Annotated in this window: 26 protein-coding genes; 12 read left to right on the forward strand and 14 right to left on the reverse strand. The window is 62.5% G+C overall.

Features of this window, described 5'->3' with window-relative positions; translation table 11 throughout:
• The first annotated feature begins 20 nt into the window (after positions 1-20).
• Genes urtB through urtE form a run of 4 tightly spaced genes read left to right on the forward strand, consistent with a single transcriptional unit; the run spans position 21 to position 4,305 of the window.
• Entirely contained in the window at positions 21-1,622 is a 1,602-nt protein-coding gene (urtB, locus tag ACGLWX_RS11960) for an urea ABC transporter permease subunit UrtB (RefSeq protein WP_396239951.1), read from the forward strand.
• A 3-nt stretch (positions 1,623-1,625) separates the two neighbouring features.
• Entirely contained in the window at positions 1,626-2,765 is a 1,140-nt protein-coding gene (urtC, locus tag ACGLWX_RS11965) for an urea ABC transporter permease subunit UrtC (RefSeq protein WP_396239952.1), read from the forward strand.
• On the forward strand, positions 2,762-3,598 hold the full coding sequence (gene urtD, locus ACGLWX_RS11970; RefSeq protein WP_396239954.1) for an urea ABC transporter ATP-binding protein UrtD: 837 nt from the start codon (positions 2,762-2,764) through the stop codon (positions 3,596-3,598). The genes urtC and urtD overlap by 4 nt, the downstream gene beginning before the upstream one ends.
• Positions 3,598-4,305 (forward strand): urea ABC transporter ATP-binding subunit UrtE, encoded by a 708-nt coding sequence (gene urtE / locus ACGLWX_RS11975; RefSeq protein ID WP_396239956.1) that lies wholly within the window; start codon positions 3,598-3,600, stop codon positions 4,303-4,305. The genes urtD and urtE overlap by 1 nt, the downstream gene beginning before the upstream one ends.
• Before the next feature lie 95 nt (positions 4,306-4,400).
• Here the strand turns inward: urtE and ACGLWX_RS11980 are convergent, their stop codons facing one another.
• The 6 genes from ACGLWX_RS11980 to ACGLWX_RS12005 all read right to left on the reverse strand — a co-directional run bounded on the left by ACGLWX_RS11980 (position 4,401) and on the right by ACGLWX_RS12005 (position 10,269).
• Positions 4,401-5,321, reverse strand: coding sequence for a metal ABC transporter permease (locus ACGLWX_RS11980; protein WP_396239958.1), 921 nt, complete (start codon positions 5,319-5,321; stop codon positions 4,401-4,403).
• The gene (locus ACGLWX_RS11985) at positions 5,318-6,409 is read right to left on the reverse strand and encodes a metal ABC transporter permease (protein WP_396239960.1); all 1,092 of its coding nucleotides are present in this window, start codon (positions 6,407-6,409) and stop codon (positions 5,318-5,320) included. Before ACGLWX_RS11985 ends, ACGLWX_RS11980 begins: the two co-directional genes overlap by 4 nt.
• A gap of 3 nt (positions 6,410-6,412) precedes the next feature.
• Positions 6,413-7,195, reverse strand: coding sequence for a metal ABC transporter ATP-binding protein (locus tag ACGLWX_RS11990; RefSeq protein ID WP_396239962.1), 783 nt, complete (start codon positions 7,193-7,195; stop codon positions 6,413-6,415).
• A 19-nt stretch (positions 7,196-7,214) separates the two neighbouring features.
• Positions 7,215-8,183, reverse strand: a complete 969-nt coding sequence (locus tag ACGLWX_RS11995) for a metal ABC transporter solute-binding protein, Zn/Mn family (protein WP_396239964.1) — start codon at positions 8,181-8,183, stop codon at positions 7,215-7,217.
• Positions 8,184-8,351: 168 nt separating this feature from the next.
• On the reverse strand, positions 8,352-9,722 hold the full coding sequence (locus ACGLWX_RS12000; RefSeq protein WP_396239966.1) for a PepSY-associated TM helix domain-containing protein: 1,371 nt from the start codon (positions 9,720-9,722) through the stop codon (positions 8,352-8,354).
• A 115-nt stretch (positions 9,723-9,837) separates the two neighbouring features.
• Positions 9,838-10,269, reverse strand: a complete 432-nt coding sequence (locus ACGLWX_RS12005; RefSeq protein WP_252108240.1) for a DUF2946 family protein — start codon at positions 10,267-10,269, stop codon at positions 9,838-9,840.
• Positions 10,270-10,601: 332 nt separating this feature from the next.
• Here ACGLWX_RS12005 and ACGLWX_RS12010 point away from each other — a divergent pair, with 332 nt between their 5' ends.
• From ACGLWX_RS12010 to ureG, 7 genes are all read left to right on the forward strand, one after another.
• Positions 10,602-11,486, forward strand: a complete 885-nt coding sequence (locus ACGLWX_RS12010) for an urease accessory protein UreD (protein ID WP_396239968.1) — start codon at positions 10,602-10,604, stop codon at positions 11,484-11,486.
• Positions 11,487-11,516: 30 nt separating this feature from the next.
• The gene (gene ureA, locus ACGLWX_RS12015; RefSeq protein ID WP_396239970.1) at positions 11,517-11,819 is read left to right on the forward strand and encodes an urease subunit gamma; all 303 of its coding nucleotides are present in this window, start codon (positions 11,517-11,519) and stop codon (positions 11,817-11,819) included.
• Between the two features lie 23 nt (positions 11,820-11,842).
• Entirely contained in the window at positions 11,843-12,163 is a 321-nt protein-coding gene (locus tag ACGLWX_RS12020) for an urease subunit beta (protein ID WP_396239972.1), read from the forward strand.
• Entirely contained in the window at positions 12,160-13,872 is a 1,713-nt protein-coding gene (gene ureC / locus ACGLWX_RS12025) for an urease subunit alpha (RefSeq protein WP_396239974.1), read from the forward strand. Before ACGLWX_RS12020 ends, ureC begins: the two co-directional genes overlap by 4 nt.
• A 301-nt stretch (positions 13,873-14,173) precedes the next feature.
• The gene (ureE, locus tag ACGLWX_RS12030) at positions 14,174-14,731 is read left to right on the forward strand and encodes an urease accessory protein UreE (protein WP_396239976.1); all 558 of its coding nucleotides are present in this window, start codon (positions 14,174-14,176) and stop codon (positions 14,729-14,731) included.
• A complete protein-coding gene (locus tag ACGLWX_RS12035) occupies positions 14,709-15,404 on the forward strand; it encodes an urease accessory protein UreF (protein ID WP_396239978.1) in 696 nt (231 codons plus the stop codon). Before ureE ends, ACGLWX_RS12035 begins: the two co-directional genes overlap by 23 nt.
• 64 nt (positions 15,405-15,468) lie before the next feature.
• Positions 15,469-16,101 carry an urease accessory protein UreG gene (ureG, locus tag ACGLWX_RS12040; RefSeq protein ID WP_252108247.1) on the forward strand — a complete coding sequence of 211 codons (633 nt, stop codon included), beginning with the start codon at positions 15,469-15,471 and terminating at the stop codon, positions 16,099-16,101.
• A 264-nt stretch (positions 16,102-16,365) separates the two neighbouring features.
• On the opposite strand, the gene ACGLWX_RS12045 is transcribed toward ureG, so the two are convergent.
• From ACGLWX_RS12045 to ACGLWX_RS12065, 5 genes are read right to left on the reverse strand one after another with little or no spacing between them, the layout of a single operon-like run.
• Complete coding sequence (locus ACGLWX_RS12045) at positions 16,366-16,608, reverse strand: formate dehydrogenase subunit delta (protein ID WP_252108248.1); 243 nt, start codon at positions 16,606-16,608, stop codon at positions 16,366-16,368.
• Complete coding sequence (gene fdhD, locus ACGLWX_RS12050; RefSeq protein ID WP_396239980.1) at positions 16,584-17,441, reverse strand: formate dehydrogenase accessory sulfurtransferase FdhD; 858 nt, start codon at positions 17,439-17,441, stop codon at positions 16,584-16,586. Before fdhD ends, ACGLWX_RS12045 begins: the two co-directional genes overlap by 25 nt.
• Positions 17,438-20,323, reverse strand: a complete 2,886-nt coding sequence (gene fdhF / locus ACGLWX_RS12055) for a formate dehydrogenase subunit alpha (RefSeq protein ID WP_396239982.1) — start codon at positions 20,321-20,323, stop codon at positions 17,438-17,440. Before fdhF ends, fdhD begins: the two co-directional genes overlap by 4 nt.
• Entirely contained in the window at positions 20,320-21,876 is a 1,557-nt protein-coding gene (locus ACGLWX_RS12060) for a formate dehydrogenase beta subunit (protein WP_396239984.1), read from the reverse strand. The genes fdhF and ACGLWX_RS12060 overlap by 4 nt, the downstream gene beginning before the upstream one ends.
• Positions 21,873-22,367: a formate dehydrogenase subunit gamma gene (locus ACGLWX_RS12065; RefSeq protein WP_396239985.1), complete on the reverse strand. Its 495-nt coding sequence runs from the start codon at positions 22,365-22,367 to the stop codon at positions 21,873-21,875. Before ACGLWX_RS12065 ends, ACGLWX_RS12060 begins: the two co-directional genes overlap by 4 nt.
• A gap of 139 nt (positions 22,368-22,506) precedes the next feature.
• On the opposite strand from ACGLWX_RS12065, the gene ACGLWX_RS12070 reads away from it, so the two are divergent.
• The gene (locus ACGLWX_RS12070; protein WP_396239986.1) at positions 22,507-23,574 is read left to right on the forward strand and encodes a substrate-binding domain-containing protein; all 1,068 of its coding nucleotides are present in this window, start codon (positions 22,507-22,509) and stop codon (positions 23,572-23,574) included.
• 92 nt (positions 23,575-23,666) lie between these two features.
• Here the strand turns inward: ACGLWX_RS12070 and ACGLWX_RS12075 are convergent, their stop codons facing one another.
• The 3 genes from ACGLWX_RS12075 to dctP form a co-directional block, all read right to left on the reverse strand.
• Positions 23,667-24,950: a TRAP transporter large permease gene (locus tag ACGLWX_RS12075; protein ID WP_396239987.1), complete on the reverse strand. Its 1,284-nt coding sequence runs from the start codon at positions 24,948-24,950 to the stop codon at positions 23,667-23,669.
• Complete coding sequence (locus tag ACGLWX_RS12080) at positions 24,947-25,453, reverse strand: TRAP transporter small permease (RefSeq protein WP_396239989.1); 507 nt, start codon at positions 25,451-25,453, stop codon at positions 24,947-24,949. The genes ACGLWX_RS12075 and ACGLWX_RS12080 overlap by 4 nt, the downstream gene beginning before the upstream one ends.
• A 66-nt stretch (positions 25,454-25,519) precedes the next feature.
• Entirely contained in the window at positions 25,520-26,545 is a 1,026-nt protein-coding gene (gene dctP / locus ACGLWX_RS12085) for a TRAP transporter substrate-binding protein DctP (protein ID WP_396239991.1), read from the reverse strand.
• Between the last annotated feature and the right edge of the window lie 10 nt (positions 26,546-26,555).

Raw genomic sequence — 26,555 nt, forward strand, 5'->3', positions numbered from 1 at the left:
TACACTTAAAGGAACAACCCATGAGGCGCTTCCTTTTCTGGGCGCTGCTGTGTCTGCTGGCCGGCTTTTTGCCAAGTGCCGCGGCACAAACCAGCGCACAAGACAGTGACCCCGGCTATTCGCTGCTCGAAACCCTGAACGTCGACTCGTACCGCGACAAGGGCGAGGCGATCACCGCGATTTTGCAAAGCGATGACGAGCGTGCCCGGGGCTGGCTGCAGGCGCTGCTCGACGGCCGTTTGCAGCGCGCGGGTGACGGCAGCTTCGTCATCGTGCTGAACAATACCGGGCGCAGCTGGCCCGTCGAAGATGCGCTCAGCGGCGAGCCGCTGGGTGAGATGTCGCGCCGCGAGCTCGACCGCATCGGGATCAACAACGCGCTGCGCAATCAGCTCCGAAGCGCCATCGCCGTGGTGGATCTCTACTCGCCCAACGTCGAGCGCCGGCGGACCTCCGCCGACCGCCTGCTGGGCGAAGTGGACGATGAGCTCTTTGACACCCTGACACCGCTGATCGAGGACGCCGAGGACGACTACGTGCGCCGGCGCCTGATTCAGGCGGTCGCAATTTATCAAACCGAAAACGGTGAGATGGCAGGCGTCGAGGCGCTGGCCGGAAGCCTGCACCCGCGCGCCCGCGTGGCGCTGAACCGCGCCACCAATGCCGAGAACCCGGCGGTGGCGGACGCCGCCCGCGCCGCACTTGCAAGCGTCGAGCAGAACTTGAAGATCAACCGCGGCGTCGAGACGCTCTACTTCGGCCTGAGCCTTGGCTCGGTGCTGGTGCTCTCCGCCATTGGCCTGGCCATTACCTTTGGCGTGATGGGGGTGATCAACATGGCCCACGGCGAGCTAATGATGCTCGGCGCCTACACCACTTGGATGATGCAGCAGCTCTTGCCCGGCCAGCCCGGGCTTGCGCTGATGCTCTCGATTCCCGCCGGCTTTCTGGTGGCCGCGCTTGCCGGTATCGCCATCGAGCGCAGCGTGATCCAGTTTCTCAAGGGCCGCCCACTTGAAACGTTGCTTGCCACTTTCGGTATCAGCCTGATCCTGCAGCAGCTGGTGCGCACGGTGATATCGCCGCTCAACCGTACGGTGATCACGCCGGAGTGGATGAGTGGGTCGCTGGTCATCAACGATGCGCTATCGCTGACGCTCAATCGCTTGTTCGTGATGGGTTTTGCGCTGCTGGTCTTTGTCGCTCTGATGCTGATCATGCGCCGTACGCGTTTGGGCCTCGAGGTGCGCGCGGTGACGCAAAACCGCGCCATGGCGCGTTCCATGGGTATTCGCGCGACCAGGGTCGATATCATGACCTTCGCGCTGGGCTCTGGCGTTGCCGGGCTTGCCGGCGTGGCGCTTTCCCAGCTCACCAACGTCGGGCCGAATCTGGGCCAGAACTACATCATCGATTCTTTCATGGTGGTGGTGTTTGGCGGCGTAGGGAATCTGTGGGGCACGCTGGTGGCGGGGCTTTCGCTTGGCGTGATCAACCAGATCCTTGAGCCCTGGGCGGGGGCAGTGCTGGCCAAGATCATCGTGCTGGTGTTCATCATCCTGTTCATTCAAAAGCGCCCGCGGGGACTCTTCCCGCAGAAGGGCCGCGCGGCAGAGGGTTAACCGATGACCTTTCAGGCAACCTCGAGCCGCTTCTGGCTCACCCGCCCATTCACCGAGCGCGCCACCCAGCTGTTTCTCGGCGTACTGTTTGCCGCGCTGCTGATCGTCACCGTGCTGCACGTGGCCGTGCCGCAAGGCAGCGCCCTGCACGTGAACGCCTACACGGTGAACCTGTTCGGCAAGTACTTGAGCTACGCGCTGCTCGCCGTGGCGGTGGATCTGGTGTGGGGGTATCTGGGTATTCTAAGCCTTGGCCACGGCGCCTTTTTTGCCATTGGCGGCTACGCCATGGGCATGTACCTGATGCGCCAAATTGGCGACCGTGGCACCTACGGCGACCCGGTGCTGCCGGACTTCATGGTGTTTCTCAACTGGGATAGCCTGCCCTGGTACTGGCTAGGCTTCGACATGGTTTGGTTCGCCTTCGCCATGGTGCTGCTCGCACCCGGGCTTTTAGCGCTGATCTTCGGCTTTCTGGCGTTTCGCTCCCGGGTCACCGGGGTGTATCTCTCGATCATCACCCAGGCGCTGACCTTTGCGCTGATGCTGGCGTTCTTTCGCAACGAAATGGGCTTTGGCGGCAACAACGGCCTTACCGACTTCCGCGAGATTCTGGGCTTCAATCTGCGAAGCAGTGATACGCGGCTGGGGCTCTTTCTGGCTTCCGGGGTAGCGCTGGCGCTGGGCTACGTGCTGTGCCGGGCGATCGTCACCAGCAAGCTTGGCCGGGTCTGCGTGGCCACCCGTGATGCCGAGGCGCGTACACGCTTCATCGGCTACCGGGTCGAGCGCTTTCAGCTCTTCGTGTTCGTGGTCTCCGCCATGATCGCCGGTGTCGCCGGGGCGCTCTACGTGCCGCAAGTGGGCATCATCAACCCCAGCGAGTTCTCGCCGCTGTTCTCGATCGAGATCGTACTGTGGGTGGCGCTCGGTGGGCGCGCCACGCTTTACGGCGCGGTGATCGGAGCGATTCTGGTCAACTACGCCAAGACCGTGTTCACCGGCGTGATGCCGGATGCCTGGCTCTTCGCCCTGGGGGGGCTGTTCGTGCTGGTCACGGTGCTGTTGCCCAAAGGCGTGGCGGGGCTCTTTTCCCATCTTCGCCGACGCGATTCCACCTACTCACGGGAGGCGAGCGCATGAGCTTTTTCGAGTCGCTCAGAGAGCGCGATCGGGTCTTCGATTTCATGACCCCTCAGGCATCGACCGTGGATGTGCGCCACGGCCCGATCCTCTACATGGAGGATGTCACCGTCAGCTTCGACGGCTTCAAGGCGATCAACAAGCTGAACCTGACCATCGACGACGGCGAGCTGCGCTGCATCATTGGCCCCAACGGCGCGGGCAAGACCACCATGATGGACATCATCACTGGCAAGACGCGGCCCAATGAGGGCAGCGTCTGGTTCGGCAGCCGCCATAATCTCTTGAAAATGAACGAACCCGAGATCGCAAGTTTGGGCATAGGGCGCAAGTTCCAAAAGCCCACGGTGTTCGAGGCGCTGAGCGTGTTCGAGAACCTGGAGCTCGCCATGGCTGCGGACAAGCGCATCTTTCCCACGCTTACCGCGCGCATGACCGGCGAGGCGCGCGACCGCATCGACGAGGTGCTCCAGATCGTCGGGCTTGCCGCCCTGAGGTTCCAGCCCGCGGGTATTCTTTCCCACGGCCAGAAGCAGTGGCTCGAGATCGGTATGCTGCTGATGCAGCGCCCGCGCCTGCTGCTGGTGGATGAACCCGTGGCCGGAATGACCGAGCAGGAGATGGAGCGCACCGCCGAGCTCTTGACGCGCTTGGCCGGCAAGCAGTCGGTAGTGGTGGTCGAGCACGACATGGGGTTCGTGCGCTCCATCGCCCGCAAGGTGACGGTGCTTCACCAGGGCAGCGTGCTGGCCGAAGGCAGCATGGACCAGGTCGCAAGCGACCCCAGCGTGGTCGAGGTGTACCTGGGCGCGGACGACGAGGAGGCGGCCTGATGCTCGCGATCGAAAAACTCAATCAATTCTACGGCGAAAGCCACACCCTGTGGGATCTGGATCTCGAGGTCCCCAAAGGGCAGTGCACCTGCGTGATGGGCCGCAACGGCGTGGGCAAGACCACCCTGATGAAAGCGATCATGGGCGAAGTCGCGGTTAAAAGCGGCGCACTCAGATTTCAAACGGAAGGCGGTGAGGTCGAGCTGACCAAAAAGGCGATCGAGACGCGCTCGCGTTTGGGCGTAGGCTTCGTCCCGCAGGGGCGCCAGATATTTCCCATGCTGACCGTCGAGGAGAACCTGCGTACGGGTCTTGCCGCCCGTGGCGACGGCTTGAAAAAGATCCCGGCGCGGATCTATGAGCTCTTCCCGGTGCTCGAGGAGATGAAGCATCGCCGTGGCGGCGATCTCTCCGGCGGCCAACAGCAGCAGCTCGCCATCGGCCGTGCCTTGGTGATCGAACCCAAACTTTTGATTTTGGACGAGCCGGGCGAGGGCATTCAGCCCAACATCGTGGCGCAAATCGGCCAGGTAATCCGCCAGCTGATCGAAGAGGACGGCCTAACGGTGCTACTGGTCGAGCAGAAGCTGCCGTTCGCGCGCAAGTACGCCGACCGCTTTGTGATCATGGACCGCGGCCGCCCGGTAGCCAAGGGTGAGATCGGTGAGCTATCCCAGGAGCTGATCAAGACGCACCTGACGGTGTGAGTTATCCACACCCGGTTGCCTCGATTAATGACGCTCGACCAAAGACAGCGCCCGCCAATAGGCGGGCGCTTTTTTAGGCGGGTAGGCACCGGCATTCACATCGTGGCTGGCGGCTCCACAGGTGCTTGCCGCGCCCGTCGACGCTTCAGCACTTGGGTCATCAAGCCATAGCGCGGCCCAAACAGAAAAGCGAGGATCAAAAATACCCCGGTCATCACCGCCATCATGCCGCCGATCGAGACGTTGAAATGCACAGCGAGAAAGTAGCCGCTAATGCTCGAGGCGATCGAAATCAGCGCGCCGATGATAAACATCATCCACAGCCGGTCGGTAAGCAGGTATGCCGCCGAGGCGGGGACGATCGCAAAAGCGATAAACAGCACCGCGCCGACGGCATCGAAGGCGGCTACGGCGGTGGAGCTGGTGAGCATCAAGAGCACGTAAAAGAGAATCGTCGGCATGAAACCGAAGGTTTTGGCCAGCGCCGGATCGAACGTGGCAAGCTTCAGCTCTTTGTAGAAGAGCCCGATGAAGGCGTAGTTGATCAGCGTCATCACGCTCATCGACACCAGCGCCAGAGGAATGGGCAGGCCAAACAGCTCGACGGTATCCAGCCAGACGAAGCCGATTTCTCCGAGCAGCACCGTGTGGGTGTCGATGTGAACGTCGTGGGCGTAGATATTGAGCAGCAGCACGCCGATGGAGAACAGCGCCGGAAACACAAGCCCGATGGCGGCGTCCTGTTTGACGCGCTTGGTGTTGGCCAGCGCCTCGGTGAGAAAGACGGTCAAAAGCCCGGTCAGTGCGGCGCCGATGAGCTGCACCGGCCCGCTCTGCTGTTTGGTGAGTATCCAGACGATGACGATACCGAACACGATCGAGTGGCTAATGGCATCCGAGAGCATGCTGTTGCCGCGCAGCACCAAAAAGGTCCCCACTGCCGAGGAGGCGATGCCCACCATGGCGCCGACCAGAATGATCGGCAGCGCGGTACTGTTGAGAAGCTCCGCGATCATGGCGCGACCTCCTCGAAGGTGGCGACGACCTGGCGCGCTTTTGCCTGCCCCGTTGCCGTTAGCCCCCAGCCCGCCTCACCTTGTGAGCGGATCAGGTAGCCCTGGCGCTTCAAGCGAGCAAACGTTAACCGCGCGCTCAGCGTCGAGCGCCGTGTCGCGGGCCTGTTCGGGTGTTTGTACAGTGTGTAAAGAAGCTGGCGTTTTTGCAGCTCGGCTTTCTGGCGGTAGTGTTTCACGATGCCCCATAAAAGCCCGCGGTTAGGTGCCAGCGCCAGTGACAGCAGCACGATGATTGTTGCGGTAAGCACGATGAGCGGGCCGGTGGCGAGTCCGCGCGAGAGCGTGCTGATGGTGGCCCCGGACACGCCGCTGACGATGCCCACACCCGCCGCGATGGCAAGCATTGAGCCCAAGTGGCGGCTCCATTGACGCGCCGCCGCCGCCGGGGCGACGATCATCGCCGCCATCAAAATCACCCCGACCATCTGCAAACCGACCACCACCGCTAGCGCCACCATGGCGGTAAGCGTCGCTTCGATGGCCGTCGTAGGCATCCCCAGGGTGCGGGCGTACTCGGCGTCGAACGTCACCAGTTTGGCTTGCTTCCAAAAGGCAGCAAGCAGTGAAAGTGTCACTAGCGTTACGCCGCCCATTACCCAGAGATCCGAGCGCAGCGTGGCGGCGGCCTGGCCGAACAGAAAAGCTTCAAGCCCTCCCTGGGAGGCGTTGCTGGTGCCCTGAATATAGGTGAGCAGCACGATGCCAACGGCAAAGAAAAGGCTCAGACAAACCCCCAAGCCCGCGTCCGTTTTCAGGCGGCTTTTGCGGGTGAGCAGCAGCATGAGGAGCGCGGCAAGCGAGCCGGTCACAAGCGCGCCGATCATGATGCCGCCGATATCTCGGCTACCGGTGATGATAAAGCTTAGGCATATTCCCGGAAGGGCCGCGTGGGAGATAGCGTCGCCTAAAAGGCTCTGGCGGCGCAGTACCGCAAAGCAGCCAAGGGGGCCGCTGATCAGGCCTAAAAGTGAGGCGCCAATCACCACGTTTTGAAAGGTGTAGTCGGTGAGAAGGTCTAGCCAGGACATGGGTCACGTCACCTTCGAGGCGGAGAACATCAGCGATTCACTGTCGCCGAGCAGGGCGATCTGGCCGCCGTAGGCCTTACGAAGATGATCGATCTTGAACACCTCTTTTGCGTTACCGGAGGCGATGACCCGTACGTTCAGAAGCAGCAGCCAGTCGAAGTAAGTACTCACCGTCTGCAGGTCGTGGTGAACGACGATCACCGTTTTGCCTTCGTCGCGCAGGCGGCGCAGGATATCGACGATCGCCCGCTCGGTGGTGGCGTCGACTCCGGCCATGGGCTCGTCGAGAAAGTAGACGTCGGCTTTTTGCACCAGCGCGCGAGCCAGAAACACCCGCTGCTGCTGACCGCCGGAGAGCTGACTGATCTGGCGGTTCGCCATCTCGCTCATGCCCACCATCTCGAGCGCTTCCATGGCCTCCTGGCGCTCTTTACGGCGAGGGCGTTTGAACCAGCCAAGACGCCCGTAAAGGCCCATGATGACGATATCCAGCGCGGTGGTGGGGAAGTCCCAGTCAACGCTCGAGCGCTGGGGTACGTAGCCCACCCGCTTGCGCTGGGAGGCGTAGGACTTGCCGTGCACCTGCACCTCGCCGGAAAGCGACGGCACGAGCCCCAGAATACTCTTGATCAGCGTGCTTTTGCCCGCGCCGTTGGGGCCGACGATGCCCGCCATCACCCCGGCGGGAATATCGAGATCGATATCCCACAGCACGGGCTGATTGTGATAGCTCACGGTCAGATTCTTGATACTGAGTGCCGGCTCAGCGTTACCGGTCTTTGTCATCAAACAATGCCTTTGGTCATCAGGTGTCGAGCTGCCACTCGCTCGCCCAGTCGTTGAGCGCCTCCGGCAGGGGAGCGAGGGTGCCGCCCAGCGCCTCGACGATGTGCTCGGTGTTGCGGTAGATCATGCCCATATAAGTACCGTCGACGGTAGCGTCGTCACCCATGGCATCCGAATAAAGCTCGCCGCCGACGTTGACTTCATGGCCTCTTTGGCGCGCCGCGTCGATCACCGCCTGAATGGTGCGTGGGTTGATGGTGCTCTCGACGAACACCGCCGGTACGCGCCGCTCTACCACACTATTGGTCATGTTGCGGATATCGGCAATGCCGGTTTCGGTGGCAGTGCTGATGCCTTGAATACCTTCGACGTCGATGTCGTAGGCGCGACCAAAGTAACTGAACGCGTCGTGGGCGGTAACCAGCACGCGCTGCTCATCCGCGATGGAGGCGATGCTTTCCTTGACCCACTCGTGCAGCGCGAGAAGTTCGGCTTCGTAGCGCTCGGCGTTGGCCTCGATGGAGGCGGTGCACGCCGGGCGCGCCTCGGCCAGGGTGTCGCTCAAGGTCGGGACGGTTTGCGCCCAGAGCGAGACATCCATCCACAGGTGCGGGTCGACCCCGTAGGCGCCTTGAGAGGTGATCAGCGCATCCTCCTCGATCGACGCGGGGGCGACGGCAAGCGTCGGCGTGCGCTTGGCAAAGTTCTCCAGCACCGAGCCAAGCTGGCCCTCGAGCGCGTAGCCCGAGTAAAGAATCTGATCGGCGCCGCGCAGCAGGGCTACATCGCTGGCGCTAGCCTGGTAAAGGTGTGGGTCGACGCCCGGGCCCATCATCGCCTCGACGCTGACGCACTCGCCGCCCACGTTCTGAGCGACATCGGCGATCATACCGATGGTCGCCACCACGTTCAGTGGCGGCTCGTCGGCCAGCGACAGCGAGCTCAGCGGCAGTAGCGCCATAGCGGCAACGATACGGTGTACGGCCATGGTGGATCCTCGCGGTGATCAAAAAAGCGGGCGGTGTTTTACGTCTGGTAAGAAGTATAGCCTTTGCTAAGTTTCCTGCCAGCGGCGTTGCCTGTCAAGCGGTGTGAAAGTGAGAAGAAGTGCCCCGGCCTGGTTATAAAGAGCCGGGGAAAAGGGCTGGGGAAAGGATCAAGCGCTGCGTGCGGCGAGGCGTCGCTGCTGAAGAGGGCGCACCAGACACCAATCAATGAACAGCATGACGAGAATCGCCGCGCCGGTCAGCGGAAAGAGAACGCCGCCGACGACGAGAATCGTCAGAATGCCGCGAAAGGCGCGCTTGTCTTGCGGCAGCGGCGGCACGCCCAGGCCGCCTTTCGGGCGGCGCTTCCACCACATGACGCCGGCGCTGACGCACAGCAGGATGATCGCCACGCATACCGCCAGAAAGAGTAGCTGATTCGCCAGCCCGAACTGCTGGCCCATGTGCACGTTGATGCCGAACTCCAGCCAGCGCCCGAGCGGTCCGTAATCCGCATAGCTCATGTCCACCAGCGGCTCGCCGGAGTAGCGGTCCAGATGTACCACCCGCTGCTGGCTCAAATCATTCGGGTAGACCGAGCCGGAGTAGACGCCGGTGGGGGTGGTAGGCAGGCTCACCGTAAACCCCGGATGCATCTCCATCGTTTCAAAGGTAGATACTGCCTCGTCCAGGCCGATGCCCGCTTGCCCTGACGACGTCGAGGTCGATTCGGGAATTTGCGCTTGCTCCATCGACCAGCTCATCATCGTTTCTTCGCTCAGGCGGGCGTCGGACATCGGCACCTCGACGCGAACCCCGGAAGGGTAGCCGAAGTTGTTGCCGTTGGCCCACTGGTTCACCTGGCCGCCCCACACGCCGGACCAGGGCATGCCGGTGATCGCCAGAAACAGAATGAAGGCACCGACGAACAGCCCCGTTACCGCGTGCAGGTCGCGCCAGAAAACGCGCTTTTTCGGCGCGCCGCGCACGCTGACCACGCCGCCTTTGGCGTTGCCGCGGGGCCACCACAGATACACGCCGGTGAGCACCAGCAAAATCGCGAAACCGCCGGTGATCTCGATCAGCTTGCGCGGCGTAGCGCCAAAGAGCTTGAAGCTGTGCAGCTTGCGCACCGTCCACATGAGGGTGCTTTGGTCATCCATTGCGCCTAGCACCTCGGCGTTGTAAGGATTCACGTAGACCGCCAGCCGCTCGCCCTCGGCGGTGCTTACGGTGATTTCCGCGGAACTCTCTGGCGTTTCCGGATCGGTGTACTTCAATGCCGTCCCCGGGTGAGCGTCTAGGGCGGCGCTTACCAGCGTGGAAGGCGGCTGGGTGGTTTCCTGCGCTGCTACGCGTTTGACGTCGGCGTGCACGAGCGCGTCGATCTCATCGTGAAACAGGTATAGCGCCCCGGTGATCGAGAGGGTGATCAGAAAGGGTAGAACCAGAAGGCCTGCGTAGAAGTGCCAGCGCCAGACGGCGCGGTAGAGATCGAACGGCGTTTTCGCCGCCGATCGGGGGTCGACATGAGAAGTCATCACGGCTCCTGAAGCGCCCGATGGAAGGGGCGCCTGAGTGATAGCGACACGCACCCGTCGGCCGAGGGCGGCCGTCAGGTCGTAAGAATAGGGTCATACAAGCTGGTGGGTGTTGTCAGGCGAGCGGCGGGGCGCGGACAGGCGCATGCAGGTAGTTATCGAAGGACGCAAACCCCTGATGCGGCGGCTTTGGCCGCGGGGCGTGGTGAACGAATGCTTGGCGAGCAATGGCGGGCAAGAACGCATGAGAGGAGGGAAACTGTTGCCACAGCGAGCAGTAGCCGCACTCATGAAACCAAGTGAAGATGGGCTCGAGCGACTGTTGAGAAACGTGGGTCGAATGATCGTGCGCTGACGGATGGGCGTGATGGTGAGCCGAGGGAGCATCATGCGAGTGGGCGGCATCGTGGTGACCTGCGTGCTGGTCGTGATGCCCCGCTTGGGATTGGGAAATCAGCGGGCTGATCAGCAGCAACAGCATGGCCGTCAGCGCCGCGTGAAGCGCGACGCGATACCAACGGCTATGGGCAAAGCGCTGAAGTGGCAAGATGAGTACCCTTGGCAAGAAAGCCACGGTCAAGGCGCGGCGCTGTCGATAGTGGGCCTTGAGGTGAAAGCGGCCCGGTCAATCGGGCCATGGTAGCGTAAAACGCTCTTTGTTAAGAGATCCTTGGTGTGGCCTTTTGTCCCGGTTCAGCTACGCACTGCTTTGCGCTTTTGTGGTGTTTTTGCAGCCAAAATAACCCATTTTGGTGCATGCTTTTGGCTAGAGTGAAGGGCGCTGCCCCGGTTAGGAGCTACCTTGGCCCTTTTCACCATTTTGGCGCATAACTTGCATTGTTCAGCAATATGACTCAATCGATTAAAAGCGACCGCCTGATGACGGCACGCGATAGCAGCGCATCACACCCCCCCTCCGGCCATCGGTTCGACGACCAGCGCCGCTGGGCGGCGTCGCTTGCGCTGCGCTTTGCCCAGCGCGGCGGCGCCACGCGGCTGATCCAGGCGCGCCACCAGGGCCCGCTTCGCGTACAGCGCCCTTTTTACCCGGAGGGCCGCGGTGAGGCCTGCCACATCTACGTGCTGCACCCGCCTGGGGGCCTGGTCAGCGGCGATGCGCTGACCATCAGTGCCCATGTGGAGCGCGGCGCCCACGCGCTTTTGACCACGCCGGCCGCCAACAAACTCTACAAGGCGGACAGTCAGGGCGTGGCCTGGACCCAGCGTACCGAGCTTTGCGTGGAGGACGGCGGAGTACTCGAATGGTTGCCCCAGGAGACCATCGCCTTCGATGGCTCAAAGGGCGAGCAGCACACCCATATCGCCCTTCACGGCAGCGCCAGATGCCTTGGCTGGGAGGTGATGGCGCTGGGCCGCCCGGCCAGTGCGCTACCGTTCGTTTCCGGGCGCATCGAGCAGCACTTTCGCCTGACCCTGGACGACAAGCCGCTGTGGCTCGAGCGCCAGCCGCTGGACCCCAACCATCCGCGTTTCGTTGGTCGCTGGGGCCAGGGCGGGGCCACGGTGCAGGCCACGCTCTGGGCGGTGGGCCTTGAGGACGGCCCTGGCACCATCGAGGCGCTGCGCGAGCGGCTTCCGGCCGAGCCGAACTGGGCGGTCACCCTGCGCCATGGCGTGCTGCTGCTGCGCTACCTCGGCGGCTCGCGCAAGGAGGCCTGGACGCTTTGCGAGCGGGCCTGGCGGCTTCTGCGCCCGCGCTTGATCGACCGCGAGGCCCACACGCCGCGCATCTGGCTGACCTGACGCTTCATCTTTTTTAGAGGATAACGCTCCATGGAACTGACCCCGAGAGACAAGGACAAGCTGCTGCTGTTCTCCGCCGCGCAGTTGGCCGAGCGCCGAAAGGCCCGCGGGCTGAAGCTCAACTACCCGGAAGCTGTGGCACTGATCAGCTTCGAGATCATGGAAGGTGCCCGCGACGGTAAGAGCGTGGCCGAGCTGATGAGCTTCGGTCGCGAGATATTGACCCGCGATGACGTCATGGAGGGCGTGGCCGAGATGGTCGACGAGGTACAGGTCGAGGCGACGTTCCCCGATGGCACGAAACTCGTGACCGTCCACACGCCCATCAACTAGTGTTTCGCCATTTGGAGGCTGCCATGATTCCCGGTGAGTACCAATTAAGAGAGGGCGAGATCGAGCTGTGCGCCGGCCGCGAGCGCATTACCGTGGAGGTCGCCAACACCGGCGACCGGCCCATTCAGCTCGGCTCCCATTACCACTTCGCCGAGGCCAATCCGGCGCTTGAGTTCGACCGCGACAAGACTCGCGGCTTTCGCCTCGACGTGGCCGCCGGCACCGCGATCCGTTTCGAGCCGGGCCAGAGCCGCGAGGTCACGCTGATTCCGTTCGTCGGCAAGCGCGAGATCTACGGTTTCCGTGGCGATGTCATGGGTGCGTTGGAGGGAGATAGGCAATGACCACGAACAGGATCAGCCGTCAGGCCTACGCCGACATGTACGGCCCCACTGTAGGCGACCGCGTACGCCTGGGCGACACCGAGCTCTGGATCGAGGTCGAGCGTGACGCCACCCACTACGGCGAAGAGGTGAAATTCGGCGGCGGCAAGGTGGTGCGTGATGGTCAGGGCCAGAGCCAGCGCGTCGATGACGCGGTGATGGATACCGTGATCACCAACGCGCTGATTCTCGACTGGTGGGGCATCGTCAAGGCGGATGTCGGCCTGCAAAACGGGCGCATCGCGGCCATCGGCAAGGCGGGCAACCCGGACACCCAGCCGGACGTCGAGATCGTCATCGGCCCGGGCACCGAGGTCATCGCCGGCGAGGGCAAGATTCTCACCGCCGGCGGCATCGACGCCCACATCCATTTCATCTGCCCGCAGCAGGTGGAAGAGGCGCTGATGAGCGGCGTGACCACCATGCTCGGCGGCGGCACCGGCCCCGCCACCGGCTCGAATGCCACCACTTGCACGCCCGGCGCCTGGCATATCGGCAAGATGCTCCAGGCGGTGGATGCTCTGCCGATGAACATCGGCCTGCTTGGCAAGGGCAACGCCAGCCTGCCGGAAGGCCTCGAAGCCCAGCTCGACGCCGGGGCCATGGGGCTCAAGCTTCACGAGGACTGGGGCACCACGCCCGCCTCCATCGACAATTGCTTGAGCGTTGCCGAAAAGTACGATGTGCAGATCGCGATTCACACCGACACTCTCAACGAATCGGGCTTTGTGGAGGACACGCTCGCGGCGTTCAAGGAGCGGGGTATCCACACTTACCATACCGAAGGGGCGGGCGGCGGCCACGCGCCGGATATCCTGACCGCCTGCGCCAAGGAGTACGTGCTGCCGTCCTCCACCAACCCCACGCGCCCCTACACGGTGAATACCATCGACGAGCATCTGGACATGCTGATGGTGTGCCACCACCTGGACCCGAACATCCCGGAAGACGTGGCCTTCGCCGACTCGCGCATTCGCCGCGAGACCATCGCCGCGGAGGATATTCTGCATGATCTGGGCGTGATCTCGATGATCGCTTCGGACTCCCAGGCCATGGGCCGGGTGGGCGAAGTGGTCTGCCGTACCTGGCAGACCGCGCACAAGATGAAGGTGCAACGCGGCCTGCTGCCGGAAGACGAGGCATTGGGTGCTGACAACCTGCGCGCCAAGCGCTATATCGCCAAGTACACCATCAACCCGGCGATCACCCACGGCATCGCTCATGAAGTGGGTTCTATCGAGGTGGGCAAGCTGGCGGATCTGGTGCTCTGGAAGCCGGCGTTTTTCGGCGTGAAGCCCTCGCTGATCCTGAAAGGCGGCATGATCGCCGCCGCGCCCATGGGCGACCCCAACGCCTCGATCCCGACGCCCCAGCCGGTGCACTACCGCCACATGTTCGGCGCCTTTGGCCGCGCGGCGAGCCAGACCCGGCTCAACTTTGTCAGCCAGGCGTCCATCGATGCGGGCATCAAGGAGCGCCTGGGGCTTCAAAGTGAATTGTCCGCGTGCAAGAACGTGCGCGGCGTGCGCAAGAAGGACATGAAGCTCAACGATGCCTGCCCGGAGCTCAGCGTGGACCCGCAAACGTATGAAGTTCGCTGCGACGGCGAACTGCTGACCTGCGAGCCCGCCACGGAGCTTCCGTTGGCGCAGCGGTATCATTTGTTCTAGAAGCGGTCGCTAGCTAAAGCTACTCCTACAGGGGACGAGCTCACCCTTGTAGGAGCTGGATTCATCCGGCGATGGAAGGCGCTAGCCTTCCCTTGCTCGCGGTGCCCCTTTAAGAGGTCGCTAGCTGAAGCTACTCCTACAGGGTGCGGGCTCGTCCTTGTAGGAGCTGGATTCATCCCGCGATGGAAGGCGTTAGCCTTCCCTTGGTGAGGTGCCACCGTCGATCGCTAGCTGAAGCTGTTCCTACGGGTGGCTGGACGAGACAAGGTGCGCCACTTATTGAATGGTTAAGAGGTCGATCATGCTGAAACTGATAGAACGGTTAGGCCCCGTGGAAGCGAGCGCCGCCAGCGATACGCTGACGCTGCCCTTCGAGCTGCGCATCCGTGGCCGCCTGAAGGCCGAAAGCGACGCCGGCCAAGCGCTGGGGCTGTTTCTCGATCGCGGCCCGGTGCTGCGCGACGGCGACGGCTTGAAGGCCGAGGACGGTCGCGTGTTGCAGGTGCGCGCCGCCATCGAGCCGGTGGTCACCGCGCGCGTGGTACAGGGCCTTCCGCTGGCGCGCCTAGCCTACCACCTGGGCAACCGCCACGTGCAACTGGCGCTGGGCGAAGATGACAAAGGTGGCTGGGTGCGTTTTCCGCCGGATCACGTGCTGGAAGAGCTGGCAACGCTTCTTGGGGCAACGCTTGAACACGGTGATGCCACCTTCGACCCGGAGCCCGGCGCCTACCAGCAGTTAGGCCACGCCCATGCGCACGATCACGGCCACCACGACCCGGAAGAAGATGAGGTAGCGCACGAACCTTCTCACGAGCATTCCCACGAACATGGCCATGACCACACCCATGGCCACTGAGTCCCAAAACGATTTGGCGCTGCTGGGGCTGTTGCAGCTGGTCAGCCCGGCGCTGCCGATCGGCGCCTTCGCCTTCTCCCAAGGGCTCGAGAGCGCCTTCGAGCTTGGCTGGGTGGACGGTGAAGAGAGCTTGACCGAGTGGCTTTCCGGGGTGCTCGACGACGGCCTGACGCGCTGCGAGCTGCCGGTGATTGCGCGCCTGTTCGAAGCCTTCGAGCGCGGCGATGCCGCCGACGTTGCCGAGTGGGACGCCTGGCTTGGCGCCACCCGGGAAACCGCCGAGCTTGCCGCCGAGGATAGCCGTTTAGGCGCCTCGCTCACGCGCCTGCTGGCAAGCCTTGAGCTTCTGCCAGGCGATGAGCTACTGCCCAGCGGCGCCGGCTACGTGACGCTTTTTGCCTATACCGCGTTCAAGCGCTCCTTGCGCCCGCGCCAGGCCCTGCTCGGTTTTGGCTGGGCGTGGCTCGAAAACCAGCTGGCGGTGGCCTGCAAGGCGCTGCCGCTGGGCCATACGGCTGCCCAGCGCATCATCGAACGGCTGCGCCCGGCGGTTTCCCGCGCAGTGGACGAGGCGCTAACGCTTGATGATGAGGCGCTCGGCCCGGTGCTACCCGGCGTGGCGCTGGCCAGTGCGCTGCACGAAACCCAGTATTCAAGACTTTTTAGAAGCTAGCGTTTAGAAGCTAATGTTTAGCAGCCAACGTTTAGAAGCGGATGGACCGATTCAGGAGAACGACATGACACACTGTTTACGCGTAGGGGTCGGTGGCCCGGTAGGCTCGGGCAAGACCGCCCTTTTGAAGCAGCTTTGCCTGGCGCTGCGCGATCATTACGACATCGCCGTGGTGACCAACGATATCTACACCCGCGAAGACGCGGATTTTCTGCTCAAGCACGACGCCCTGGCGGCGGACCGCATTCTGGGCGTGGAGACCGGCGGCTGCCCGCACACTGCGATTCGTGAAGACGCCTCGATGAACCTGGCGGCCATCGATGAGCTGCAGGGCCGCCACCCGGGTTTGGAGCTGGTGCTGGTGGAGTCCGGCGGCGACAACCTCTCGGCGACCTTCAGCCCGGAGCTTTCCGATCTCACGCTCTACGTGATCGACGTTTCCGCCGGCGACAAGATTCCGCGCAAGGGCGGGCCGGGTATCACTAAATCGGATCTTCTGATCATCAACAAGATCGACATCGCCGAGCAGGTACACGCCTCACTCGAGGTGATGGAGCGGGATTCGAAAAAGATGCGCGGCGAGCGGCCCTTCGTGTTCACCAACCTTTACGACGGTGTCGGGCTCGAGGAGATCATCCGCTTCATTCTGGACAAGGGAATGCTGGAGGAGCGCCGGCCCGAAAGCGCGAGCGCTTAAACGTCGGGCACGACGTACAGGCAATAAAATGGCTGCCCTGGCCAGGCGGTTAAATGGTCAGAGCAGCCCAAACGGTGCGGCACGTCCGTGTCCAAATGGGCCGTTCCTAGCCTCAAGATCCTCACAGTGAACCTCACGCCTCTCAATCGCCTTAACCCAGGTTAATAAGAGGCGTTTTACACCGTTTGTAGCCTGCTTAATTCGTTAACCAGCGGTTATGAAAGGGCAAACGCACGCTTTAAGGTTTTTTGACAGCGCTCGTCTTCAGCTTGCCTGACGCTCGCTTAGCCGCTCGGCGAGAAGCGTTGCCGCTTGCCTGGCGACCGGCGAAAAGCCCGTAGGGTCATTCTGTACGCGTTCGGCCAAACGCTTTTTCATCGCCCGCGCCCAGAAGGTTTCGAGATGGCGGCACGTGGCGCTGGCCGCGGTGTCGTCATCGCGCCCGCCGCTCAGGTTGGCGGCGATCTGGTTGACCATGTGAATCAGGTTGTCGTCGGTGTTCGACATGACGTTGCTCCCTTTGAAGGTGCCGCGCTCGGGCGGTGATAGATCACGTGGCGGTGGCGGCGGGCAAACCCCACGAGCAGCAGCTGCGCCGCCTGAGCCTGGCGCACGGCCAGCGCCGTGGCCGCGGAAACCGCCACCAGCGCGCCGATGCCGGCGCTGGCGCACTTGTGCACCATTTCATAGCTGGCTCGGCTGGAAACCAGCACGAAGCCGTTGTCGAGCGCCGTTTTCTCGCGGGCCAGCGCACCGATCAGCTTGTCCAGCGCGTTGTGACGGCCTACGTCCTCACACACATGGAGAATGTCGCCCTCCACGCTGCACCAAGCGGCGCCGTGCACCGCGCCGGTGGCGGCTTTTAGCGGCTGATGAGCGGAGAAGGCATCGAGCGCGCGAGCAATGGCGGCGTCCTCGAGGGCCGGCGCGTGAACCTGGGGAATCGGGCGGATCGCCTGGTCGAGCGCTTCGGTGCCGCAAAGCCCGCAGCCGGTGCGCCCGGTCATGCTGCGCCGGCGCTCCTTGAGCGCCATCAGGCGCTCGGTGGCGATCGTCAGGTGAACGGCCAGGCCGTTTTCCTCCTCACGGATCTCCCAGTCGTAGCACTCGTGCGCGTCGGCAATGATCCCTTCGGTCAGGCTAAAGCCGAGCGCCAGATCCCGTAACTCATTCGGGCTTGCCATCATCACCGCGTGGGAAATGCCGTTGTAGATCAGCGCGACCGGCACTTCCTCGGCCAACGCGTCCTCATCGACATCGCCCCACCAGCCGTTTTCGTGGCGCTGCACCTCGACCGGCAGGCGCGCTAGCGCCTGCTCTTCGGGCTCGGTAGCGCTCACGGCGCCTCCTGCTGCGCCTTCGCCAAATGGCTCTTCTGGGTCTGGTCGAAGGCGCTAAAGCGCTGCTGCCAAGCGGAGGGTTGGCTGACTTTTTCTACCTGCACTGCGGTCACCTTGTATTCCGGGCAGTTGGTGGCCCAGTCCGAGTTGTCGGTGGTGATCACGTTAGCACCGCTGCCCGGGTGGTGGAAGGTGGTGTAAACCACGCCAGGCTGCATGCGCTCGCTAATGCGCGCGCGCAGCACCGTCTGACCCGAGCGGCTGGTGATGCCCAGCCAATCGCCGTCACTCACGCCGCGAAGCTCGGCGTCAGAGGGGTGTAGCTCCAGCACGTCCTCGTTGTGCCAGTGCTGGTTGTGGGTGCGCCGGGTCTGGGCGCCGACGTTGTACTGGCTCAAAATCCGCCCGGTGGTCAATAACAGAGGGAAGCGGCGGTTGGCGCGCTCTTCGGTGGCCACGTACTCGGTGATCGCAAAGCGGCCAAGCCCGATCGGGAAGTTGAGCGCGTGCATGGTCGGCATGCCCTGCGGGTTGTCGTCGTTGCAGGGCCACTGCAGGCTGCCGTACTGCTCGAGTTTTTCGTAGCTCACCCCGGCAAAGCTCGGCGCAAGCGCTGCGATCTCGTCCATGATCTCGGACGGGTGAGTGTAGTTCATCGGGTAGCCCAGCGCGTTGGCGAGATCCTGAGTCACTTCCCAATCCTGCTTGCCGGCCACCGGCGGGGTCACCTTACGCACGCGGTTGATGCGCCGCTCGGCGTTGGTGAAGGTGCCGTCCTTCTCCAGAAAGCTCGAGCCCGGCAGCAGCACGTGGGCGAACTTGGCGGTTTCGTTCAGGAAAATGTCCTGCACGATCAGGCAGTCCAGCGAGCGCAGAGCGGCCTCGACGTGCTGGGTATTGGGGTCGGATTGGGCGATGTCCTCACCCTGCACGTACATTGCCTTGAAGGTGCCTTCGATGGCGGCATCGAACATGTTGGGAATGCGCAGCCCCGGCTCGTCGTCGAGTGCCACGCCCCATTTGGCCTCGAAGCGGCCGCGGGCGTTGGGGTCCGCCACGTGCTGGTAGCCCGGAAGTTCGTGGGGGAAGGAGCCCATGTCACACGAGCCCTGCACGTTGTTCTGGCCGCGCAGCGGGTTCACGCCGACGCCTTCGCGGCCGATGTTGCCGGTAGCCAAAGCGAGGTTGGCGATGCCCATCACCATGGTCGAGCCCTGGCTGTGCTCGGTCACGCCCAGGCCGTAGTAGATCGCGCCGTTGCCTGCGTTGGCGTAGGTGCGCGCCGCCTGACGCACGGCCTCGGCGGGTACGCCGGTGGTGGCTTCACTAGCTTCCGGGGAGTGGCGCTCTTCACTGATGAACGCGCGCCAGCTCTGGTAGGCATCGGTATCGCAGCGCTTGGCGACGAAGTCCTTATCTTCGAGACCTTCGGTGATCACCACGTGGGCAAGCGCATTGACCAGCGCCACGTTGGTGCCCGGGCGCAGCGGCAGGTGCTGGGCCTCTTTCAAGTGCGGGGTCTTGAGCAGATCGATGCGGCGCGGGTCGGCGACGATCAGCTTCGCCCCCTGGCGCAGGCGCTTGCGCATCATCGAGCCGAACACCGGATGGGCGTCGGTGGGGTTGGCGCCGATCACGATGATGGCATCGGCCTTCATCACCGAATCGAATGTCTGGGTCCCGGCGGACTCGCCGAGCGTGGTTTTCAGGCCGTAGCCGGTGGGCGAGTGGCAGACCCGGGCGCAGGTATCGGTGTTGTTGTTGCCGAAGGCCGCGCGGATCAGCTTCTGCACCAGATAAGTTTCCTCGTTGGTGCAGCGCGAGGAGGTGATGCCGCCGATGCTTTCGCGACCGTGCTCCGCCTGAATCGCTTTCAGGCGCTTGGCGGCGAAGCTGATCGCCTCTTCCCAGCTCGTCTCGCGCCAGGGCTGGTCGATCGAGTCGCGAATCATCGGCGTGGTGAGGCGATCCGGGTGGGAGGCGTAGCCGAAGGCGAAGCGGCCCTTCACGCAGGAGTGGCCGTGGTTCGCGTCCCCGCCCTTGTAGGGCACCATGCGCACCAGCTTGTCGCCCTTCATCTGGGCCTCGAACGAGCAGCCCACGCCGCAGTAGGCGCAGGTGGTCACCACGCTTCGATCCGGCACGCCGTGGTCGATCACGCTGTTGTCCATCAGCGTCGCGGTCGGGCAGGCCTGCACGCAGGCGCCGCAGGAGACGCAGTCCGAGTCCATGAACGCCTCGTCTTGGCCCGCGGAGACTTTCGAGTCGAAGCCGCGGCCGTCGATGGTCAGCGCGAAGGTGCCCTGTACCTCGTCGCAGGCGCGCACGCAGCGCGAGCAGACGATGCATTTGCTCGGATCAAACGTGAAGTAGGGGTTGGAGGTATCCTTTGGCTTTTCAAGGTGATTCTCGCCGTCGAAGCCGTAGCGCACTTCGCGAAGCCCGACGCTGCCCGCCATGTCCTGCAGCTCGCAGTCGCCGTTGGCGGAGCAGGTCAGGCAATCCAGCGGGTGATCGGAGATGTAGAGCTCCATCACGCCCCGGCGAAGCTTCGCCAGGCGCTCGTTTTGGGTGGTCACCTTCATGCCTTCCACCACCGGTGTGGTGCACGACGCCGGCAGGCCCCGGCGGCCTTCGATCTCGACGGCGCAGAGCCGACAGGAGCCGAACGCCTCGAGACTGTCGGTGGCGCAGAGTTTCGGAATGCTGATGTCGGCAAGGGCGGCGGCGCGCAGCACGGACGTGCCTTCCGGCACGCTCAAGGTGACGCCGTCGATGTTGACGCTGATCGAGGCCGCGCCCGGGCGAGCGGCGGGAGTGCCATAGTCTTTGCTGAAATCGACGCTGTTGGCCTGACGCCGTGGATCGAAATGTTCAATCATGAGTGTTCTCCGCTGGCCGGACGCTGGAAGTCTTCGGAAAAGTGCTTGAGCGCGCTCTGTACCGGGAAGGGTGTCATGCCGCCCATGGCGCATAGCGAGCCGTCCACCATCGTCTCGCAAAGATCGCCGAGCAGCGCGAGGTTGGCGTCGCGGTTCTCGCCTTTGCGAATGCGGTCGATCACCTCGACGCCGCGTGTCGAGCCGATCCGGCACGGCGTGCACTTGCCGCAGGACTCCTCCTTGCAGAACTCCATCGAGAAGCGCGCCTGCTCGGCCATATCGACACGGTCATCGAACATCACCACGCCGCCGTGGCCCACCCCCGCGCCGACCTCGGCGAAGGTTTCGTAATCGAGCGGCATGTCCCACTGGCTTTCCGGCAGATAGGCGCACAGCGGCCCGCCTACCTGCACCGCGCGAAGCGGCCGCCCGCTTAACGTGCCGCCGCCGAACTCCTCCATCAGCGTGCGCAGGGTGGTGCCGAAGGCGAGCTCCACCAAGCCCCCGCGCTTGACGTTGCCTGCCAGCTGGAGCGCCAGCGTGCCCTTCGAGCGGCCCATGCCGTACTCCGCGTAAGCCTGGCCGCCTTCGGCCAGAATGAACGGCACCGCGGCGAGCGAGAGCACGTTGTTGACCACGGTGGGGCGGCCAAACAGCCCTTCGATGGCGGGCAGCGGCGGCTTGAAGCGCACCAGCCCCCGCTTGCCCTCCAGACTTTCCAGCAGCGAGGTCTCTTCGCCGCAGATATAGGCGCCTGCGCCAAGGCGCACTTCCAGGTGGAAAGCGCGGCCGCTCTCGCGAAGATTGTCGCCTAGGTACCCGGCGGCGTCGGCGCGGTTGATCGCCTCATCGAGAATCTCTTTCGCCAGCGGATACTCCGAGCGCAGGTAGATATAGCCCTGAGTGGCACCCACCGCGAGCCCCGCGATGGTCATGCCCTCGATCAGCATGTACGGGTCGCACTCCATGGCGAGCCGGTCGGCGAAGGTGCCGGAGTCGCCTTCGTCGGCGTTGCAGACGATGTATTTTTGCTCCGAGGGCGCGTCCAGCACCGTCTGCCACTTGATGCCGGTGGGAAACGCCGCGCCGCCGCGCCCGCGAAGCCCGGAGGCCTTCACTTCATCGACGATGGCCTGGGCCGATAATGTAAGCGCCGCTTCGAGCCCGGCAAAGCCGCGGTGGGCGCGGTAGTCGTCAATCGACAGCGGGTCGGTGACGCCGATGCGCGCAAAGGTGAGGCGCTGCTGACGGGAGAGATAATCGATTTCGTCCACCGGGCCGAGCGCCAGCGGATGGCTGACGCAGCCTTCGAGCAGGCCGCTGTCGAGCAGGCTGGGCACATCGCCTGGCGTGACTGGGCCGTAAGCGACGCGGCCTTTCGGTGTTTCGACCTCGACCATCGGCTCGAGCCAGAAAAGCCCGCGGGAGCCGTTGCGGACAATGTCGATGCCTTCGTGGCGAGCGGCGGCTTCGCGCTCCAGACGGTGCGCGACGGTGTCGGCGCCCAGTGAAAGGGCGGTAGTGTCGCGGGGCACAAATACGCGGATGCTCATGCGCTCACCTCCAGCGGCCGGGTCTGGAGCTCGTCGAGAAGCTCATCGAAGGCTTCTTCGGTCACGCGCCCGCGTACTTGGTCGTCCACGCGAATCGACGGGCCGCAGGCGCAGTTGCCGAGGCAGTAAACGGCTTCTAACGTGATTTCACGGTCCGGCGTGGTCTGGTGGTAATCCACGCCCAAGCGCGCCTTGGCGTGGGCCTCGAGCGCGCGCGCGCCGACGGACTGGCACGCCTCGGCGCGGCAGATCCGTACCACGTGGCGCCCCGGCGGGGTGGTGCGAAAGTGGTGATAGAAGCTGATGACACCGTGGATTTCAGCGCGGGTTTGCTGGAGCGACGCGGCGATCAGGGGGATCGCGTCGGTCGGGATGAAGCCGAAGCGGTCCTGCAGGGCGTGAAGAATCGGCAGCAGCGCGCCGGGTTTATGTTTGAGCGCGTCGATCTCGGTTTGAATCGACGCCGACGACCATTCTGGAGACGGCTTCATCGTGTCTCTCCCGGTACGGATTGTTTGTTATCAATATGCACGCTGATGCTTATTTGGAATCGATTTTAAAAGGCGTGCACCACGGTCAATGTCACGCTAGCATCAAGCCTATAACGACAAAATATGAAAGATGCTGCCAATGAAGAAAATCACCGTGCTTCCTACCTGGTGCTTTCGTGACGATGCGGGAAACCAGCTGGATTTACAGCTACTTCGCCTACTGGGCGCGGTTTACCGGCGGGGTAAGTTAACCCAAGCCGCCGAGGACGTGGGTATCTCATACCGGCACGCGTGGAACTTATTGCGCCAGGGGAGTGCGTTTTTCGGCGTGGCGCTGGTCGAGATGCAGCGTGGGCGCGGCGCTCAGCTCACGCCACTCGGTGAAAAGCTGTTATGGGCGGAGCAGCGCGCCGTTGCCCGTTTGGGCCCGCAGCTCGAAAGCCTCGGCTCGGAGCTGAATCTTGCCATCGCGCGCGAACAGCAGGGGGTGGTGTCGGTGCTGCGCCTGCACGCAAGCCACGGCTTCGCCGTGGAGCTTCTGCCAAAGCACCTGACGGCGGTGCCGCTGGATTTACAGTACTGCAGCCCCCAGGAGTCGCTCGCCGCGCTCAACCGCGGCAGCTGCGACGTCGCGGGCTTTCACCTGCCCCGCGGCGCGGTGGGCGAGCGCATACGCGCCACCTACCAGGGCCTGCTGAAACCCCGCGAGCATCGAGTGATCGGCTTCATCGCCCGCACCCAAGGGCTGATGGTGGCCCCCAACAATCCGCTTGGCATCGAGGGCGTGGCATCGCTGGCAACCGAGGGCGTGCGCTTTATCAACCGCCAAGCCTCCTCCGGGACACGCTCGCTGCTCGACTGCCTGCTGAGCGAGGCGGGCGTAGCAAGCGCCGTCATTCGCGGCTTCGAAGTCGAGGAGTTCACCCACTCCGCCGTCGCCGCTTACGTGGCCGCCGGCATGGCGGACGTCGGCTTCGGCGTGCAGGCCGGCGCCGAGAAGTTCGGCCTCGATTTCATCCCGCTGGCGGTAGAGGACTATCTGCTCGCCTGCCATCACCAGTCACTGAAAGAGCCGCGGGTGCAGGCCTTTATCGACGTTCTCGGCAGCGACGCCTTCCAGCAGGCCGTGGAGGCCCTCCCTGGCTATCGCCCGAGCCGGTGCGGCGAGGTCATGGAGGTGGGGGAGGTGTTGGATGTCGACTGCTAGTTTTCACTGCCTATTACTCGCATAAAAAGCGGCCCGCTTCGATGAAAGCGGGCCGCTATTCGTTACGCGATATTTCCAATGCAGCACTTTGACTAAAGGTTTGTCACCCAAAGAACAATACCTGGAAATAGGGTAAAAAACCCGACGGCACCCAGTAGAATGAGCCAGTAAGGCAGCGCGGCCTTTGCCGCTGCCGTCAAGTTCACCTCGTTTTTGGAAATCGACGACAATACGAACAGGTTAAGGCCCACTGGTGGAGTGATCATGCCAATCTCGATCAATAGAGTTACCACGATGCCAAACCAGATGGGGTCAAATCCAAGACTTGTGATCATGGGGAATGTGATCGGTAGGGTCATCAACAGCAGCGAGATACCGTCGAAAAAGCATCCCAATACGATATAGACCATGACGATCATCAGCAGTATACCGTAAGGCCCCAGCCCCAAGCCGGCGATGGTCTCTACCGCGGCACGCGGAATACCGAGTATGCTGACGGCCTGAGACAGAATCACCGTTCCAATCAGAATCATGCCGATCGCGGTGAACATGATCGAGGCGTGTTTGAACGCCTGCCAGAGACGCTTGAATGTCAAATCTCCCCAAGTCAGACCGAGCACGATGCTTGCTATGACTCCAAGCGCGGCGGACTCTGTGGGCGTGGCGATACCCATGTAGATCGTGCCCAGCACGAAGAAAATCAGCAGTGGCAAAGGCCATATCTCTTTCACTCCGCTTAAGACGTGCCTAAGCGTGATCTTATCTTTGAACGTGGGCGTGACTGGCTCGCCGATTTTTGAGCGAATCACGATCCAGGTAGAGAAAGCCGCGGCGATGAGAAGTCCTGGCAGCATGCCCGCGATAAATAGCTGGCCGATCGAAACGTTCTGTGTGGCGCCATAGATGATCAGCGCAAGGCTTGGAGGAATCAGAAGTCCTAGGGTACCTCCAGCGGCTAGAGTGCCCACCACAACGCTTGGGTTGTAGCCCCGGCTTTTAAGCTCCGGGTAGCCGACGGCGCCTATAGCGGCGGCGGTAGACGTGCTCGAGCCGCTCACCGCGCCAAACAGCGTACATACTGCAATATTGGTGTGTAGAAGCTGCCCGGGTACCCGAGCAAAAAGTGGTGTCAGGCCGTTATAAACGCGCCGTGATACGCCGCTGGCCAGCAGGATTTCCCCCAGGAAAATGAATAGTGGAACGGCGCTAAGCGTAAAATCCGTGAGCATGTTCCAAGTGGCGTTGATCGCCAGTGCCGTTGCGCCATTGGCCTGAAAGTGGAGCAGCCCCAAGCCGGTGAGCCCCAGTGCCGCGCCCAAAACCGCGCCGCTGGTGAGAAATAGAATCAGGCTTGTACTCAAAAGCAGCCAACTCATATCGCATCCTCCGTCGAGGCCACGGGGTTGGTAGGCTGTTTAAAACCATGGCTGAGTTGTATCAGGATACAAAGCACCATGGAAAACGGCATGATGGCCATCCAGGGCCACAACAAAATACTGCTGATATCCGTGCGTGAATTGATCGCAAACGAGAATTCCATAAACTTCCAAGACTCGATGGCAAAAACGGTGCAGAAAGTGAGCAGCACCATGACCGCGACGAAGTCCATTACCCTCGCGATGCTCGCCGGCATAAGGTTGATGAGGATTTCGATGCGAATATGGCGGCCTTTATTGAGCACGTAGGGCAAACACAGAAAGGTTAGGGTCAAAAACAGTAGTCCCGCCAGCTCATCGGAAAAGCGTAATGGGCGACCGCCAAGGTAGCGCATTAAGGTGCTTATGAAGATGAGTAGCGTCATGACGACACCGCTCATGACACCCAGCAAAAAAGAGGCATAAGCCGTCTTGTCGAGCAGACTGTCGATTTTTTTAATCATCGCAGGTTAACTCCAAAAAAAGAGCCAATGTACATTGGCTCTTTTTGGCAGTGGGTTTAGTTATTCTTACTCTTCGGAAAGCGCTTGAGTGACCGTGTTGTAGTAGCGCGTACCGTCTTCTCCGGCGTTTTCCGCCATGTTCTGCCAAGCCTGCCAAGCGGCGTCGACGAAGGTTTGAACATCCTCGTCAGAGAAATCCGGCAACATGGTGATGCCTAGCTCCTCGCGTTCCTGACGTGCCTGCGCTTCGCGCTCCGGATCCACTGCCGTGGCGCGGGTTTCGTTCCAGATCTGTTCGCCGGCTTCTTCGAGTGCCTGGCGCTGATTGTCGTTCAAACGCGATAGCGCGCGCTCGCTAATACCGAAAAGCCAGGGAGAGGCCGCCCAAGGGTGCAGGTAGGATTCGTACTCGGTGACTTCCTGAAGCGACACGGTAGGCGCCACGGTAGAGAGGTAGTATGCGCAGTCGACGACGCCGGTCTGAAGCGCCATGTACATATCGTTTTGCGGAATGACCTGCGCAGAAATGCCTAAAAGATCAAAGGTATCGACCAGATGCCGTGACCAGACGCGCACCTTTTTGTCCTGCAGCTCTTCGAGCGTATGTACGGGCTCTTTACAGTGCAGACCTACGTCGAAAATGGGGGCCACTACGCCACCCACAATCTCGATGTTCCAGTCGGCGAAGCCATCTTCGTAAAGCTCGCGAATAACGTCGAGAATTTCATCGTGCTGCGACGACTCGGTGATGGCCCCCTGCGCGTACACCGATGAGAGCGCCGGTGCGTCACGGGTATAGTACTCGCCGTAAAGTAGCGCCATATCCACCATGCCCTGCTGGAGAATGCGTAGCATGTCGGCCTCTTTCAGGCCAAGCGCGCCAGCGTGGTATACCTCGATTTCAAGCTCGCCGTCGGACTTCTCGCTGACTAAATCGGCGAAACGATCGATCTGCGCAGCTTCCGGGCGTGACTGAGCCAAGCCGCTATGGAATTTCAGTGAGATATTATCGGCTTGCGCATTTCCAACGAACGCCAAGGAAAGAAAAGCCGCTGCGCCAAGCGCGAGGGGAGTGCCTTTGGAATTATTCATGTTGATCCTG

This window comes from Halomonas sp. HMF6819 (assembly GCF_044335525.1).
GTDB lineage: Bacteria > Pseudomonadota > Gammaproteobacteria > Pseudomonadales > Halomonadaceae > Vreelandella.